The 17,571-nt window shown below is 39.8% G+C and carries 13 protein-coding genes and 2 pseudogenes; 3 read left to right on the forward strand and 12 right to left on the reverse strand.

All coding sequences use genetic code 11. From position 1 onward, the window contains the following. Positions 1-706: 706 nt before the first annotated feature. The 7 genes from A6D97_RS16020 to A6D97_RS16050 form a co-directional block, all read right to left on the reverse strand. Positions 707-1,447, reverse strand: coding sequence for a LysM peptidoglycan-binding domain-containing protein (locus tag A6D97_RS16020; RefSeq protein WP_065584792.1), 741 nt, complete (start codon positions 1,445-1,447; stop codon positions 707-709). Then, positions 1,444-2,571: a hypothetical protein gene (locus tag A6D97_RS16025; protein ID WP_065584793.1), complete on the reverse strand. Its 1,128-nt coding sequence runs from the start codon at positions 2,569-2,571 to the stop codon at positions 1,444-1,446. Before A6D97_RS16025 ends, A6D97_RS16020 begins: the two co-directional genes overlap by 4 nt. Further along, positions 2,528-3,232, reverse strand: coding sequence for a hypothetical protein (locus A6D97_RS16030; RefSeq protein WP_229648578.1), 705 nt, complete (start codon positions 3,230-3,232; stop codon positions 2,528-2,530). Before A6D97_RS16030 ends, A6D97_RS16025 begins: the two co-directional genes overlap by 44 nt. 13 nt (positions 3,233-3,245) lie before the next feature. Next, positions 3,246-6,047, reverse strand: a complete 2,802-nt coding sequence (locus tag A6D97_RS16035) for a CS1-pili formation C-terminal domain-containing protein (RefSeq protein ID WP_065584794.1) — start codon at positions 6,045-6,047, stop codon at positions 3,246-3,248. Next, positions 6,047-6,574: a hypothetical protein gene (locus A6D97_RS16040; RefSeq protein ID WP_240492705.1), complete on the reverse strand. Its 528-nt coding sequence runs from the start codon at positions 6,572-6,574 to the stop codon at positions 6,047-6,049. Before A6D97_RS16040 ends, A6D97_RS16035 begins: the two co-directional genes overlap by 1 nt. Before the next feature lie 66 nt (positions 6,575-6,640). Next, positions 6,641-7,171, reverse strand: a complete 531-nt coding sequence (locus tag A6D97_RS16045) for a hypothetical protein (protein ID WP_065584795.1) — start codon at positions 7,169-7,171, stop codon at positions 6,641-6,643. 581 nt (positions 7,172-7,752) lie between these two features. Continuing rightward, positions 7,753-10,068: a hypothetical protein gene (locus A6D97_RS16050; RefSeq protein ID WP_065584796.1), complete on the reverse strand. Its 2,316-nt coding sequence runs from the start codon at positions 10,066-10,068 to the stop codon at positions 7,753-7,755. A 368-nt stretch (positions 10,069-10,436) separates the two neighbouring features. Between A6D97_RS16050 and A6D97_RS16055 the strand changes: the two genes are divergently transcribed. Beyond that, positions 10,437-10,595 carry a YqaE/Pmp3 family membrane protein gene (locus A6D97_RS16055; RefSeq protein WP_017059962.1) on the forward strand — a complete coding sequence of 53 codons (159 nt, stop codon included), beginning with the start codon at positions 10,437-10,439 and terminating at the stop codon, positions 10,593-10,595. 192 nt (positions 10,596-10,787) lie between these two features. Then, positions 10,788-11,816, forward strand: a complete 1,029-nt coding sequence (gene pyrC / locus A6D97_RS16060) for a dihydroorotase (RefSeq protein WP_065584797.1) — start codon at positions 10,788-10,790, stop codon at positions 11,814-11,816. Between the two features lie 117 nt (positions 11,817-11,933). On the opposite strand, the gene A6D97_RS16065 is transcribed toward pyrC, so the two are convergent. Continuing rightward, on the reverse strand, positions 11,934-12,839 hold the full coding sequence (locus tag A6D97_RS16065) for a DUF808 domain-containing protein (RefSeq protein ID WP_065584798.1): 906 nt from the start codon (positions 12,837-12,839) through the stop codon (positions 11,934-11,936). Between the two features lie 175 nt (positions 12,840-13,014). Between A6D97_RS16065 and A6D97_RS16070 the strand changes: the two genes are divergently transcribed. Next, on the forward strand, positions 13,015-13,941 hold the full coding sequence (locus tag A6D97_RS16070; RefSeq protein ID WP_065584799.1) for a M14 family metallocarboxypeptidase: 927 nt from the start codon (positions 13,015-13,017) through the stop codon (positions 13,939-13,941). A gap of 205 nt (positions 13,942-14,146) precedes the next feature. Here the strand turns inward: A6D97_RS16070 and A6D97_RS16075 are convergent, their stop codons facing one another. The 4 genes and pseudogenes from A6D97_RS16075 to A6D97_RS16085 all read right to left on the reverse strand — a co-directional run. After that, positions 14,147-15,754, reverse strand: a complete 1,608-nt coding sequence (locus A6D97_RS16075) for a BCCT family transporter (protein WP_065584800.1) — start codon at positions 15,752-15,754, stop codon at positions 14,147-14,149. Positions 15,755-16,240: 486 nt separating this feature from the next. After that, positions 16,241-16,813 (reverse strand): malate synthase, encoded by a 573-nt coding sequence (locus A6D97_RS16080; protein ID WP_017064292.1) that lies wholly within the window; start codon positions 16,811-16,813, stop codon positions 16,241-16,243. A 235-nt stretch (positions 16,814-17,048) separates the two neighbouring features. Then, positions 17,049-17,237 (reverse strand): annotated as a pseudogene (locus A6D97_RS21870) (hypothetical protein); the annotation flags it as partial. Further along, positions 17,234-17,518 (reverse strand): annotated as a pseudogene (locus A6D97_RS16085) (nuclear transport factor 2 family protein); the annotation flags it as partial. The pseudogenes A6D97_RS16085 and A6D97_RS21870, both read right to left, overlap by 4 nt. Positions 17,519-17,571: the final 53 nt, after the last annotated feature.

Consider the following 17,571-nt stretch of genomic DNA (forward strand, 5'->3'; position numbering starts at 1 on the left):
ACGCTTACCTTTCGCAAGTCCTTGCAGGGCAAGGGGCTTCGTAATCTTGCCCTGCAGGGTTAGGTATGCCTAAAACGATAGAAATAGCCTAATAATCACCCATACTGGCCGTTTCTATCTGAGATCCAATTAGGAAACAAAGCCTGTAATTGGTTACATATGAGAGTTTAGCTTATTCGCAGGAAAAAAGAAGTCTAATGCCTACCAGCCATTCTTGCATCCGTGATGTTAGATTTGTAAACATTGATTTGTTCAGAAAAGTCCATTCATAACGATCATGATACAGCATGGATACGGCCACATCAATTCACCAGACTTATGCATATTATGCACTGGTTAGCGATTTGATGGCAGTTAAACCTTAGGGAGAGACCGAAGAGTAAAACGCTAATACATATCTTGCAAGTCTTCATAGTAGTTTAATGGTTTTACATTAAGAGAATTAAATTTTATCTAACTTCGTAATATTTAATACCTGAACCTAAGATCTGGTATGTAAACCATGATTCTTGGCAACACTTGATTATTCACATCAACGTAAGCTATGTAAGATCATAGATGAATAGTTAGACAGATTTAATCGAGTGCAAAAAAAAGGTTCATCGCGGATTAGCGGGAACTAAAAACAAAAACGGTAGTAATCACCATACCTTATAAGAAATAGGTCTAGTAATACTTTAATATTGATCAGGTTACCGGTAAGAGCTTATTCTAATACTTGGCCAGGAATGATCAAATCAGGATTTTCAATATCATTACTCTCAATGATCTCTTCTAAATCGAAGCCGAACTTTCTACGTAGTTCATATAACCAATCACCTTCTTGTACGACATAAGGTAATGTCGGCTTAACAGCAACTTCGGATATACTGTTAGACATAGTATCGAAGTCACAGTCCGTATCAGTTGGGTCAGATGTGCAATCCGGAGCTTTCGTAATTTCAAGTGACGAAGGGCGAGGTTCAACTTGGTCAGACTCAATCTTACGCTTGCTGTCATTGAAATAATAAGATAATCCAACCACGGCTTCTCGTTGATTTTGCCCAAAATCATCATTCAACGTTTGATTAAGTGCGATACTCGCACCGAAATATTCATTCAAAGCATACTCAGCAAGGTACTCTATTGTTGGATATTTATCTTCAAATCCGACTCCAACCTTTAAATCAATTTCTTCTCCATCATGTATACTATAAAGCAAACCTAAATCAGGTATGTACTCAGAATCATCTAATAATTTATAATGTTTGATACCTAGATTCAATTGAAGTCGGTTATATTGGTAGAGAAAATAAATAGATTGAGAATTCTCAAACATATCTCCATCAAAATTATAGCCATAGTTTGCCCCTACCCCCAAAATATGAGCAGTTGGCTTCTCAGCAACCGCTGCACCGCTGGTTAGTACTAGAAACATAAAAAAAATATTATTAATTAGTCGGTTCACAGGTTCACCTCATAAACAACATTAAACGACCCTTGGTAATTACCTGAACTGAGTGCATTTCCATCGACATCAAAACTAACATCGTATGCTACATCAACTTTGTTACTACCTTCTCCATTCACTGTAATCACTTCTGAATCAGGAAAAGATGCGGTATTAAGTACTCCGTCTTGGACAATCACCTTGTCAGGGCTTTCGCAGCCAATGGCACACGTGATTGTGTAGGGTATCTTATCTAGCGAGTTATCAATATTTGTAAGCTCATAGTCACCTGACGTAGGGCTAAATGTCATAATAACGCCTGTAGGTAAAGTCCCTAACAAGCTAACATCATACCTCGTTGTACCAGAGATCCTTTTTGTTGCAGTATCATACTGGGGTTCAATATTCCCGTCTCCAAGTACCGTTAATGATTCAAGGATCGCAGCTTGATAATCAATCGTGATAATTAACGTCTCCGGCACTCTGGTATAAGTCATCGTACCGGTTTGACTTGTAAAAAAGTAAGTGGGTGAAAGGTTAATTGATGCCGTAAAAGTTCCAGATCCAACAGGGGCTGCGAACACATCATTACTGATATTAGGCAAAGCGAAAGCAGGTCGATAAAACTTAAAAGGCTCTATTCGGCTTGTTGCTGTGTAACCCATTCGCGACACACACAAAGTCGACTCTTGGCCCACTTTCGCACTCGAACCACTTATATTTGTAGCTGCACACTCATTGGCAACTCCCATTCCCACATTTGACCCGTAGTCTTTTGATGTGAAATAACTAGCCGAGCTACCCAAATTGTACTCAACGCCTAACAACTCCAGGCTGGTGTTAAAACTTTCGCCTGTAGAATGATTAACAAAGCTAACGTTATTAACGGGTTGGTTATCCATCGTTGCGGGATACCACTCTGCCGTTGGTTGCTCTTGCGCTATCATCCATGCAGATGGAGATATAGCTTCACTACCGAAATAACTATTTGGCGCCGCATTGTTCCAAACCACAGAGTTGTTTGCTGTAATCGTTCCGTATACATCTGCAGCATGGCTACTATCTAAAGCCGTGAATAATAGCGCTATACTAATTAGGCTATTTCTTTTTAATAGTGATATTTTTGTTATAACTGTAATCATGGTTGGCTACCTTAACGGATAACGAATCGACATTTTGCAGGCCTTCTGCTAATTTTATGGTTTTCTTTCGACCAGATAGTATTGTATTAGTTTGTTTACATTTGTTACTAACAGAATTCGGTTTACAGTTATCAAACTGTATGTAGAAAAATGTGTTACCATTATTTTCCACATAAACTTCTGAACCGTTATATTTAACTTTGTAGTCAACATTAGTATTTTTTGCAGGTACAATATAATAAGGAGCATAACCATAATTAATACCAATTATACTTTCTTTTTTATCTCCATCGATAACGCTAGGCATGAAAGTCACTTGATAAACTTTGTCCTTCTCTAAATCATCACAATTAACCTGACATAAATTCTTTACTGATACACGACGTCTTTCCCCCGGATTTAATATCAGTTTATTGGGTAATAGCGCAAGATCCCATAAAGGTAAATTATCTTTTGTTAGCTCTACCTTTTCTAACTCTCCGTTTTCAACCTTTACTTGGCTAACGTTACCTTTTATATATTCAGGTTCAGTTTTCGAACTAGTCAGAGTAAAAACTCCATTACCATCTTCTCCAGCTATAAGAAGCATTTTATCTATGCTAAATGCATGGCTAAAAGAGGTCGTCATTAATAGTATCGAAGTAAATATTACACGTTGCATAATTTTCTCTATGTTAGTTATAAGCATATGGCGTCATCTCCATATGAACTGCATAATTAATGAGTTCATCAACATACAGTTTGTTTGCCGTAGTTAGTTGCTCAGGAGACTTAGCGAATATATACAAATAACCGCCAAGCTTTTTGTTTATAATTTCAACACCTGAGTTGTTCAGTTTGTTCTGATAGTTCAATACAATATTACTATCCTTGTATTGCCCTAAGTAGTAATAATAAACACCATCAACTAGGGCTATCTGATAACCTTCACTATTTTCTTCGAATGATGGCATACAGAAGTTATTACCTAAATTCAAATTATTAACCGATGATAACTCCGGTATTACACATTGGTTTTCCTTAGATATAATTTTGTAAGGTTGTTTATCTTTCACCTTAAATTGATACACACCTTCAACAAGCTTGTCAGTAGAAACACAACCTCCACCGATACATTCAACTCCGTCTATCGGATTTCCATTTATATCACTAAACGTCGATATAAATGATTTCAACTCAGACAACGACGTATCCAAACGGATAACAGTTCCTGGATAACTAGTAGCCGACGTATAAGACTCACCATTGTTGTAAAAATCAGAGGCTTCCGTATCAAGCTTGAATTCATATTCATAGAACTCTTTTAATGGATATACCGTCAAAGCATCTCCACTAACATAAGCATTGCTTTGTTTTCCATTCTGCTCGGAGTTAACTACCGCCAAGAATTTTCCATCCGAAGACAGTTCCCCTGTATCATTATTCGAAATAAAATAAGAAGATGACTTTTCACTCGTAAACTCTATTCCTTGAGAAGTTACGATATTACTTGTACCAATATATGCAGAAACACTTGTATTACTACTTGAATTGATATAGGCATAAGAGTTTGAGTCAATATGTTTATTCTTATAATTTGCAGACAATGATAAATCGGCACTGCTTTGGTCTTCAGTAGAATCTTGATAATAAAGTCCCGCAGAGCTTGATACATTTAGATTGTTTCTGTTAATTAGACTACTTGAGACTGTATCTCTATGCGATAGCGCAACATCACCACTATCATCTATTTGTGCTTGTGTACTATGTGTGTATGTGTTTTCCTGGCCTATTGGAATAATTATTGAGGCCATAACACCATAATTTATATCGCTCGATTCACTTGCTGATAACTCTAAGTTCACCTTTGAGTCAAGTGGTAATGATGATATCTGCACGCCACTTCTTGCAGACCAACTTTCTGATTCATTATTATAACCATTACTAAAATCTTTATATTGGTTTTTTGTTAATATACCCGCTATATATGATGATATATTTCTCGTTAAGTACTTGTTGTAATTTACTGATAATGATGTATAGTTCGAGTTACTGAATAAAAGTTGAGACAAACTAATATCTCCAATACTATTATCATTTTCACTATCAAATTTTGTGTAAGATACACTTAAGTTATAAATCCCCACATCAAAATTATAAAAACTAGATCCATCGTCAAATAATCCTGTTACTGCCGATATTCTGGACACTTCCCCTAAAGATAAGTGACCACCAACATAATTATAATTATCTTCCCCTGTAATAAACGAACCTGCACCCAGTGCAAAAAAATCCGTAACTTGATAGCTCAATTTCCCATTGGTGAACATTGGACTTTCATAATTATCATAAGCAAAGTTGATGGATTTCTGGTCAAAATCGTCCTCTAGTCCCGTATTCGTCAGGTCTCTTGATAAATAACCGGCTGTAATATGATAATCTAGTTCGCCGGTTTTAATCGACGAAGAGCTTGTATTGACTATCAACCTATCTTCTGTGTAAAACTCTTCACTGCCATCAAATATTCGAATTGTCGCAGTATAAGTACCAGATGGTAGCTCGTTATAGTCAAAGTATTCTTGCCCTGCATCCACATTACGACTTAATAGAACACGGCCTCTATCATCATTAATTTCTAGTCGACCAGCTCTTGAAATGTTCAAATATACTCGTCTAGAATTAGGAGATGATTTTTTTACTAGCTCTCTCGTCGATCCAATCGACAACATGTAACCAGAAGTTTTGCTGCCATTTTCTAAAAACTGAGTACTATTCCAAGAGCGTTCTTGGTATTTATACCCGACAGAGAAACGAGTATTACCACCAACATAGTTATACGATGAGTCATCCGAACTGAAACCATTGACATCACTAAAGTTTAGATCATTATGCAAATAGCCATACTTGCCAAAACCTGCATAATTTTCATGTTGATAAGAATAAGACGATGTATAATCAGTGTTGTCGCTATAAGAACCAGATAGATTCAAACCATGTGACATAATGATCGCGTTTTGATCGATCTCTTCTTTTACAAATTTTATTTCTGACTCTTCTATTATCTCAGTTAAGAATTGTGAGTTAACATGAATAATCAATGATTGGCTATCTGGCACATAAACAAAATCATATAAATCAGGTAGTAGACCACATTCACTTCGATAACCTTTACAATCTAGGCTCGATTCAACCCCATTTACCAGTGTTGTTGCCATCGCATCGCTAACATCTTTCTCAATACCAAGTTCATTCGCCAATGCTTGTGCTACAAGTTGTTTTTGTGAAGTGGGAATTCTTACTTCATCACCCGAGATGAAAGCTTCCGAATAGAATAATTTGTTGTTATCAGCCGAGAGAATTAGTGGCATTCTTATCAACTTCTCTTCAAACATATCTTCAAATCCATCTGGAATATTTGCGACGGATTTTGAACTATATATTATGGCCAAGAAAAATATGATAATTAAGTTTAAACCAAACCAAAGTCTAATAAACATTATAGTTGAAGCTCCACATTGAACGTAATACGACCATTGCAATCTAATGGCTCATCACTCGGTATATTTTTATTTGTCACTAATTCAAATTCATTGGTAGAGTTTTCATATTCAGTATTTTTAATATTATTAAATTCAAAGTTTGGTATATCTAAAATATCAGAGTAATGTTTTCTATCGATATAGAGATCGACAAAATCATCATACATAGTCTCACCGCTATCGTTGAGAACACATTTAGAAGTGAACTCTGATATGTTATAACTGTATTCAAACGAATCCCCAGTGCTTGTTGGTATATTAGTTCTAATATAAGAATAAAAACGCCCATTTAGAAAGGTTTCGTTCTCACTATCATACTTCAGTGCAATAAACTCATCAGATAAATCTACACTTATAGAATAGTCATACAAATTCGCTCTATTTATTTGTGTATTTACTGGAAATGAATAGCTTTCATAGCCAAAGCTATTGAAACTAAAAATAACAAGCAATAATAGAAAGAAATAATTTATATAGATATTCATTTTCATCAGCCTCGAAAAACAAGGCACTTAATTAATTAAGTGCCTATCAAATAATGAGATTTTTTCTTATGGCAAAGTTGCAATCATATCAACGTTAACGATAACTTCTGAACCAGCAATATCATCTGGAGTTGAGTGTGCTGTATCGTTAGCAACATACAGTTGAATCGTATCGCCTGCTGAAAGTTGAGTTGAAGCTAAGTAGTCAGCTGCAGTAAGTTCCGTCGCTGAAAGGTTATCGCCAACGACAATGTTAGGCTGTACTTCACCCATTGAAGCTGGAAGCACATTTACTTGTGATACCGTCCAGTTAGCTGGAGTTAAAGCCCCAAGCACAGCCCCCGTGTAGTCATGCGCTTCCAAAACAACTGGTTTAGTCGTTGTGAACGTACCGTCAGCGTTCACCTGTAACGTACCAACAAAAGAAGCAGAGTCTTCACTACCGCCCGCACCAGTAACAATGATGTCACCGTTGGATACAAAACCAGGAACAAAGCCGCTGAATACTGCAGAACCAATAGAGGTATCGCCAGGTGCAGCAAAAGCCGGAACAACAGCAATTGCAGACAATAATGTAATGAGTGTTAATTTTTTCATTTTATTTCCTTTAATATAATATAAGCATTGCGTTAGCCTCTTGCTAAACAACGGGTATATAATATTAAAATAACTACGTTTTAGGTTAGCACGTTGGAATTATTTATAGTTAAATATGCCTAGTCGATATATCGCCGACTAGTTCATTTATCTAGGGAATAAGATCTGTACAATAAATACTTTCAGTTACACTAAATTGGATATCATAATAACCATTATGAAACTTTGAGAAAGGTGTTTCAATTGGATATGAGAAGGGGTAACGCTGGTGACTATCTGAGTTATAAAAATGAGCATCATAACTATTTTATTATATTGCTTTATATAATATTAATTATGACCATCACAAGTTAAACTACCTAAATCGTAACCTAAGTTATTATAATCTAGCGTTTAATTTACAAGTGATGTCTTTAGTTGGGGAAATAGAGTGAGACGGAGAATTCACCTTGCGGTTATTAATTAATAAATATCAACATGACAATAACACGTAAATAATTCGCATTAAAAATGCCAGTAACATCGCTACTGGCTTACTAAAGATTTTCAACCTACTTTAAAGGGAGACAGACTCATAACTATCATCTATAGCATGATAAAAAAACGTGTACTTGGCTACCAAAGTAATTAAAGTCGGCCTCAGGAGTATCTTCAGGACCTCTATAATACGTGATACCACCGTTTTCACTGGTTGGTTCCACGTAATTATTAATGTAAAACTTATAGAGCAAACCATTTCCTCGGAACCAAAACTCATCTAGGTAACCGGAATGTGAATATATACGACCTGCAGGTATGGCTTTATATGCAGGGTCTGCATTCCAAGCGCTAGCAAACCGAAGTGCAATAGTTGACGAGTCAAATTCTTTCCACCCACCACCATCGAAGTTTATTGATGAGCAGTAATATTGAGTCTGGCTGCTATCATATCCAGACTCTATAAAGTTCGCGTCATCTGCGTTATACCCATAACTGTTGAGTAACGAATACGTATAATCGGCAGTATCATTCGGAGCAAAAATCGAAGTATTATTATCACTATAGCGGAGTACTTGTTCTCTCGTTAACAACGGAAGAAATTCACTTCCTTCATATGAAGTTATACCCAAAGGTGCGAGTAAAGTAACGTTCAAGTTATCACAAAATGAGTCATAGCAAGCTTCAATATTAACATTAAATTGAGGTTCAGTATTTGCGGTAGAATACGCTGTCAAGATACCTGTATGTTCATCAAAGGTACTAACGTTCAACTCAGTTACTGTCCAATTGACATATTCGGCTGGAACTTGTTCCATTTGGCCAATTGAGTTAGTTATAGTCGCCTGATATAATTCATGTTTATCTAGCTCTAAGTCACGTTGAATCGAAGTCACACCATTTAAACTGATAGATACTGGGGTGATTTCTGGGATATAATAAGTATTAGTACAAAGAACATAATTTACCTCTTCATTATTACTAGCAGTGACTGAACCATCAAATAGATTGACTAGTGTTGTGGTAGTTTCATCAACCTGGTCACTAGTCCAATACGGTTTGTCATTTGGATATCTATAGTCTGTAAATATTTGACCATCAGGCTTCCAAGCATAAAGTTCTTGCAAATCTACTTGATTCGGTAAAAAAGCACCTCTTGCAGTACAAATTGCTTCAGCAACACCTTTCGAATGCGCTACGGTTGTTACATTATCGACGGCATTGGTGCCATCTCCTGTTCCTATTATTTCGAATTCAATACTCGCAGTTTCTGCCTGCTCCATAGTTAAAGGTGGAGTAACAGATTGATATACATTGCCTTCATTAAAATCAATTATCGGGTATAAGTCTTCGGATTTTAACTTTATTATCCCGGTGGCATAGCCTCCTTTGTTATCAGAGACAACGTAAGTGATATTGTGATAGCCAGAATTAGAAGTAGTAAACGTGAAAATAGTGTCATTGAACAGATTACCATCTAAGTTAGCATCTTCTATAATGGCAACATCAGCATCGTAAGCATAGACATCAATTAATTGTAATGAATCACCATTAGGATCAGAAATGAGACTCAAAACGTCAATTGTGACCGTTTTCCCGTATGGAACTTCTGACACTATTTTTAAGGTATCAGGATCGGTAAATGTCTGTATATATGTAGAGTTAGCTATTGGAGCACCATTTACTGTTGTTGAAACTGCAATATCCAGGCTACCACTAAGAACATTTACTCCATCACTATAGCTATATAAAACCCTCTCAACTCCGGATTCAAGTCCAGCACCTGGAGTATACTCTATAACGTTATTCGCGGGATCAGATACTGCTGATGAAAGCGTTGAATCGCTATTAGGCAAAGTTAGCGTCATACTAAGTGTATAGCGACTCGTGTCGACCTCGTACCCCAAATTTGCTAACTCGTCCTTCACGTTCACCGAAATGGGTGTTCCAGTTGAAGTTGCAGATGATATGGGTATTAATTGTTCACTGTTTTCAGCTATAGCGATTCGAGCTGTAGCCTCACTATAGCCATCATAAGATATCGCTGTTGACATTCTTGACACAGAGGATCCAACACGAAATCGGTAGTCACATAGGTTTACTTGCGTTGCTTTAATATAAAAACCATTTTGGTCGTTAGAAACCACATCGCAATGATAGTCAGAATTAAGGGATTCAACATTCAGCAGAGCAACAGGTGTCCCATCAGAACTTTCCATATTGTTGGAGAGATCAACATAAAAAGTTTCACGAGGTTTAGTGTGCTGCATGGTATCTTGAACGGAGTAAAGTACGTTCGATTGAGCTGGCCTATCTGGGCTCGAAGTAGAACCAACTCCTGAATCACCATTACAACCTGAAACAGCCAAGATTAAAGCTACCTGTAACAAATTAGCCTTCTTTGGCAACACATCTAACATATCGTTTGACCTTTTTAAAATTTAACCTTGTAGCATACGAATGCTACATTAGATTGCGATGTTATCTTTTTGTAACTGGATATGTTTAGCAAATATGCAAAATTGACTCTTGGAAATGCCTAGTCATAAAATCACGGCCAAACTTCAAATGATTAAATGTATATCTTGATGGGAATACTGATTATAAGCATTTGGTTATAAATAGATAAACTGGCAGGCATTAAACACTTGATACTAGGCTAGTATCTTGAGATGTTTAGCTTTCTATCTTGATACATTAAGGCAGCAATGCAGTAACACTCTCGAGACGTTCTATAATATGAACACGTTTACCGCATTGAACTTTCATTGAATAAAAAGGATTTATCATGAACAAACTCGTCATTATCATCTTATGTGTACTGCTTCCGCCTGTTGGCGTGTTCTTCGCTCGCGGCGCCGGGAAAGATTTGGTGATTAATATCATTCTTACTTTCTTCTTCTGGGTTCCAGGAATGATCCATGGTCTGTGGGTAGCCACCCGCTAACCCTTATTAACAAATAGATACCGAATAAAATATCCATAAAAACAAGCTCCTAGCCATGAAGAGTTAAAAATAGGATGAAATGAAAGTACTTTTCCACTATCATCCTGTCGCCTAAACGTAAGCGATTGCTTTCACAGATTTCGCTGAGTTTAGGCTCCAACTACATAACACTTCAAATGGTGGGAGCCTTCAATGACACAACTTACGATTACTCGTCCTGACGACTGGCACGTTCATCTACGCGATGGCGAAGTATTAAAAGATACAGTTCGCGATATCAGCCGTTACAATGGTCGAGCGTTAATCATGCCAAATACCATCCCACCGGTAACCGATACCGAAATGGCTCTTGCTTACCGTGAACGCATCATGGCACAGCAGCCAAGCGAGCAATTCCAGCCTCTAATGGCACTTTACCTGACAGACAACACAACACCTGATGAAATTCGTAAAGCGAAAGAATCTGGCGCTGTTGTAGCAGCGAAGCTATACCCTGCTGGCGCGACGACTAACTCTGATTCAGGTGTAACTTCAGCTCAAAAGATTTACCACGTACTCGAAGCAATGCAAGAAGTGGGTATGTTGCTGCTGGTACACGGTGAAGTAACGGCTCACGATGTTGATATCTTTGACCGTGAGAAGCAGTTCCTGGACACAGTTCTAGCACCGATTGTTAACGACTTCCCTAACCTGAAGATCGTTCTAGAGCACATCACGACGGCAGATGCTGCGACTTTCGTTAAGAACGCTAACGAGAACGTAGCGGCAACCATTACTGCTCACCACTTGCTTTATAACCGCAACCACATGTTGGTTGGCGGCATTAAGCCACATTTCTACTGCCTACCTATCCTTAAGCGCAACACACACCAGTTAGCACTTATTGAAGCAGCAACAAGCGGTAGCAAGAAGTTCTTCTTGGGTACAGACTCTGCACCACACGCTAAAGGTGCAAAAGAGTCAGCGTGTGGTTGTGCAGGTTCTTACACAGCGCACGCTGCGGTTGAACTGTACGCTGAAGTATTCGATTTAGAAGGCAAGATTGAGAACCTAGAAGCATTCGCGAGCCACAATGGCCCAGACTTCTACGGCATGCCACGTAACTCAGATACAATTACGCTCGTTAAAGAAGAGTGGAATGTTGCTGAAACGATGCCTTTCGGTTCAGACATCGTTGTGCCAATCCGTGGCGGCGAGGCGATTGCTTGGTCTGTAAAATAAGCACTTGGGCTGTTAAATAAACACCCTCCATTTAGCGAAAAGGGTCACCATAGTAATTATGGTGACCCTTTTTTGTTTCGATAAAAGACTGTCTTATTCCCAGCAGTAATTTAACGATTACTTACCGCGAATTTTTCCGATAGCAGTCCAAATAGCAACGACAATCAATCCAGATAAAACCCCAATCACACCATTTAATAGCGTTGGTACCACCGCAGTCGCAATCGTATGTCCACTGAAGTCCATAATAATCGGTTCAATTAAGTGATGAATTGCTGGAACGTTGTGTACCACAATACCGCCGCCAACCAAGAACATTGCAGCCGTGCCGACAACCGCAAGCATCTTCATTAGCTTTGGTGCAAATGCGACTAACCCATTACCCAATCGGGTTTTAATGGCACTCCCATTTGATGTGCGTTGGAGATAGAAACCTAAATCATCCAGCTTAACGATCCCTGCCACTAAGCCATAAACACCAATCATCATCACAACCGCTATCAAACTCACCACAAGAATCTGAGTCACGATACTTGTACCCGTTACGGTACCCAGAGCTATCACAATGATTTCCGCAGATAAGATGAAGTCGGTACGAATTGCGCCTGAGACCTTTCGCTTCTCATACTCTTCAACAGATTCACCCGAGCTGCTTTCCTCATCTTTCTCTTCGTGTTGATGAGCATGAGGAAAAAGCTTTTCTAAGATTTTCTCTGCCCCTTCAAAACAAAGAAACAGACCACCAATCACCAGTAGTGGCATGATCAACCAAGGAATGAATGCACTGATCAATAGTGCTGCCGGAACCAAAATCAGCTTGTTTTTAAATGAGCCTTTTGCGACCGCCCATACCACTGGGATTTCTCTTTCAGCAGAAACACCGGATACCTGCTGGGCGTTAAGGGCTAAATCGTCACCTAATACGCCTGCGGTTTTTTTAGCGGCTACCTTAGACATCAATGCGACATCATCCAACACGGTTGCAATGTCATCTAACAGTGTTAGTAAACTTGCTCCAGCCATTTTGTTGTCTCTTTATAAAGAATTGAACCATCAATAAAATGTAACACCATCAATTCACTCATCAAAGCTATGAGTCTGTAAAAAATAAAGTCACAAGTTGTGTTTTCTATTGCTGTCTCTGTTAGACGGGAATAATCTGTCTTAATCTTTCACGAACATAAAAGAAAAAGTATTGATGAAAAGTGAATCTACCTACCCGATTGGTAAGCCAGGGCAAAAATGGCAACAAGCAGAACGTGAAGCATGGTTAGCTCAACGAACGGTTAAGCGTGAATACCAGCAAGAAGTTGTACCAAAGATTAAAGCACTTGCAGACCGCTTTGACATCGAACAATACGGCGCACTGAGCTACGACGAAGCTCGCTTCCCACTCTTCGCTATCAAGAGCAAAAACTGGGACGAGTCAAAGCCGACGATTCTGGTGACAGGTGGTGTTCACGGTTACGAAACCAGTGGCGTGCATGGCGCGATCAAATTCGCTGCGACTCAAGCAGAAAAATACACGACGCACTTCAACATTGTTGTCGCACCTTGTGTGAGCCCTTGGGGCTACGAAGTGATCAACCGCTGGAATCCAAATGCTGTTGATCCAAACCGCTCTTTCTACGACGGTACGCCAGCAGAAGAATCAGCAAACCTACGAGCTCTAGTAGCGTCTCTGCCAGAAGTATTGGTTCACGTTGACCTGCATGAGACGACTGACTCTGATGAAACTGAATTCCGACCTGCACTCGCAGCTCGTGATGGCATTGAGTACATCGACGGTATGATCCCAGACGGTTTCTACACTGTTGGCGATACTGAAAACCCACAACCTGAATTCCAAGCTGCTGTCATCGCTTCAGTTGAAAAAGTAACCCACATTGCGCCTGCGGATGACGAAGGCAAGATCATTGGTTCAGACGTCACTCAACACGGCGTGATCAACTACCCAATGAAGAAGCTTGGCTTATGTGGCGGCGTGACTGACTGTAAGTACGGTACAACCACAGAGGTTTACCCAGACAGTGACAAAGTAACAGACGAAGAGTGTAACGATGCTCAAGTTGCTGCTGTTGTTGGTGCTTTGGATTACGTTATTCAGCACGAATTGAACGCGTAAGCGTAAACCCGCTCATAGCTAGAACCGGGCACCTAGACTAATAACTAAGAGCCAAGAACTAAAAGAGCCACAAATGACTACTCACTTGTGGCTCTTTTTTGTTTCTCTTTCGCTGATGTCTTCTACGGCATAAAAAAGCTCCCTTGCACGCGGTGCAAGGGAGCTTTGAATCTGCTGATTAGAGTAAGTTCCTATCTAGAGGTACTTACTTAGTGGCCGGAGTAACCGTTTCTTGCCCTTTACCGACTTCTGTCAGTAGGCCTTTCAACAAGCTCACACAACCAATCAAAAGAATGATCGTAAACGGCAGTGCTGCAATAATCGTAATAGATTGCAGAGCTTGGATTGATTGAGTACCACCAATCCACAGCATCACCATCGCGATAGCACCTGAGATAACCGCCCAAACGACTTTCTGTTTCACTGGCACTTCTAATTTACCACCCGCCGTCATGCCATCGATAACGATAGAACCTGAGTCCAACGTTGTAACGAAGAACACAATGATCAGCGCGACTGCGAGAACAGACAGAATGCTACCGAACGAGTAAGCATCTAGCATGTAAAACAAGCTTAGAGATACATCTGTAATGCCTTGGTCGAGGCCAAGTTGCCCCACCTGATTAATCACTTGCTCGATAGCTACGCCACCGAAGATAGACATCCAAGCTGAAGTCACCAATGTTGGGATAATCAATACGCAAAGTAGGAATTCACGAACCGTACGGCCTTTAGAAATACGCGCTACGAACATACCGAAGAAAGGTGCATACGCTACCCACCATGCCCAGTAGAACACAGTCCAACCATGCAGCCATGTTGTGTCTTCACGACCCGCACTTTGGCTCAAAGCTACGATATTTTTCACATAGCCCGTTGCCGCCGTTACCATTGAATCAAGCACAGTTGTGAAATTCAATACAGCGATAAGACCAAGGAATATGAATGCAATAACCATGTTCAGGTTACTTAGGAACTTAACACCACCGTCCATACCACGTAGTACAGAGATGATCGCCAAGCCCATGATCAGAACGATGATAGATTGCTGAAGGAAGATGTTGTTTTCCAAGCCGAACACGTGGCTAATACCACTTGCTGCTTGTGTACCACCTAAGCCCAATGAAGTCGCAAGGCCAAACAGAGTAACCAGTACGGTTAGTACATCGATTACATCACCAGTTTTGCCCCACACACGCTCACCCAGAATTGGGTAAAACACAGAACGCATTGATAGCGGTAAGCCTTTGTTATAAACAAAGTACGCCAGACAAAGCGCCGTCATGCCATAGATAGCCCATGCATGAAAACCCCAGTGGAATACGGTTGCGCCTAGCGCCAGTTCACGACCAGCGGCTGTGAAAGGTTCTGCGTCTAATGGCGTTCCGAACCAATTAGTGAAGAACGCAGTTGGCTCTGCAACACCCCAGAAGATAAGTCCAATACCCATACCTGCTGCGAATAACATCGCAATCCAAGATGACATTGAATAGTCCGCCGTCGCGTCTTCGCCACCTAAACGGATTTTACCCAACGGTGAAAAAGCAAGAACAACAGCAAACGCTAGCATGATGTTAGCTCCCCACATAAACAGGAAGTCAAACTTTGATAGAACAGCACCCTTAATAGAATCAATTGCAGCTTTAGCATCTGCAGGAGGAAGAGCAAGAAGAGTGATGATGAAGAGAAGAGATAAGCCAACTGAGGCTACGAAAACTGTGTTATGGACATCCATGCCCCATTTACTGACGTTGTCTTGACCAACTTGATAGTCAGTAGAATCAATACTGTACTTTTTTGATTTAAAACTCATAAATTATGATGTTCGCATATCCGATTCAACGAATATAAGGACGCTCTCCATATCCAACTACTACTTGATTGGCTCGCCGCATCGCCTAAATAAAAGGCAATAAAAATCACAATAGTTAGTGATAAATGGACTTACTGGCTCAATCCCAAGGCGCGTATTATAGCACAGCTCAAAGCATTTTGACTGAGATTTCGCTCAATAGTCGCCCAAACCACCGTTGACAATGATAGTTAACCTAATAAAAACAGAATAAAACAAAAGAACAAAATTATTTAAATACAACAACTTAAATCAAAACCACACACTGTAACGTCACATCCAAAATTTCTGCATATAATTTTGATAATCGCCCAATTTACTTATAGCTCTAATAAAAAAGCCCCGCTATAGGGGCGGGGAAAGTTACCAAAGGTAAAAGAGAAATCAGTGCTCAAATGTCAGTGCTGCGTCTCACAGATCAGCACTGCACATTTCAAAGACAGTTCGTTAGATTGCGAAGCAAAAACCTAGGTTATAGTCTTCACCATTTTTCGCAGTGAACTCTTTGTCTTCACTTGATGCATTCGGGCGGCCACTTTCATCGCCTTTTACTAAGCTCACCCAGTGACGGATGCCAGAAGAACGGCTGGCCTCAGTTTGACCAAACGTAGTGCACGTCTCTAATTGGATATCTTGAATATCAACCAACTCCAGGCGGCCTGTGCCTTTACGAGCACCGATTGTCACTTCAACGTGCGTACCGCTTTCATCACGGAATAGGATTGCTGAAGGCTTAGATTTATCACCTGTGTAAGCCACAAAGTGTTTAGCGCGTTTCAGTCCAGTATGTTCGCCATTCTTGAAGTAAACCTGAACGTGTCGGTAATCGATCTCGTAACTCACTACATCTTCATGTGAACCCGTCTCTAGAGGAAATAGAGTATCAAGCAACTGTTTCGCCATTTTTTGTTTTTCGAGTTGCTTGTCTGCTTTCACCATTTCGACGGCAAAGACAGCTTCAGCAATAAATGTTGAATGGTTTCTGTGAAGTTCTGTTTTGTCTAGTGTCAGCATATTCATAGTCTATCCCTCGTACGGCTTTAAATTTCATTTAGGTCAAACATCCCAATAGACCCTTTTCAAAATTGTTCTTTACTGTGTGGTTTCCATGTTTTTCATACTACTGTTATTTTTGAAACAATTTCACAACAAAAATTACACAGTGTGAATTTTACTAAATTGCTTTTTGCACAAACCGGCATTTCGAGCCCCCAGCCCTTTATTTAACTGGGTTTAGGGTTCCGTAGAAACGCGTTTACGTGTTGTTTGAATTTGTGTAATAACCCACCCCAACCAACTTATTGTCGATAACTCGATAGTAAGTGTGCTTAGTTTCCACTTTGCTCGACAGCGGATTTAACCATCGATAGGTGTAAACGCCACGACCATTTTCTTTGGCTAGATTTAACATCTCAGTGAGAATCGGTTTATCGTCTGGGCTTAGATTTTTACGCTGATTTTTCCATCTTTCAGGGTAAACACATCAACCATACGAGCTTCGATGACGGTGCCATCTGGGTTAGTCGCAGAGAACGTTGATTCGCTTACCGCGCGGTCTCCACACACAAAGTGGACAGGATCGCTCCAGGCTGCATCTGGAAAGTTCTGCCAAACCAATTCAAAGCTATTGCGAACGGCTTCGTACCCTTCGATAGTGTTTCCAAGTTCGCCTTCTCCTGCCACGGTGTGGAAGACACAGTCTTCGGTCATAAACGACATTAGCGCGGCTTTGTTGCGTAATTAAATTTAAAGATAGAACAACCCCGTTTCGCGTATTT

The sequence above is a fragment of the Vibrio sp. ZF57 genome (assembly GCF_001691235.1).
In the GTDB taxonomy this organism is placed as follows: domain Bacteria; phylum Pseudomonadota; class Gammaproteobacteria; order Enterobacterales; family Vibrionaceae; genus Vibrio; species Vibrio crassostreae_C.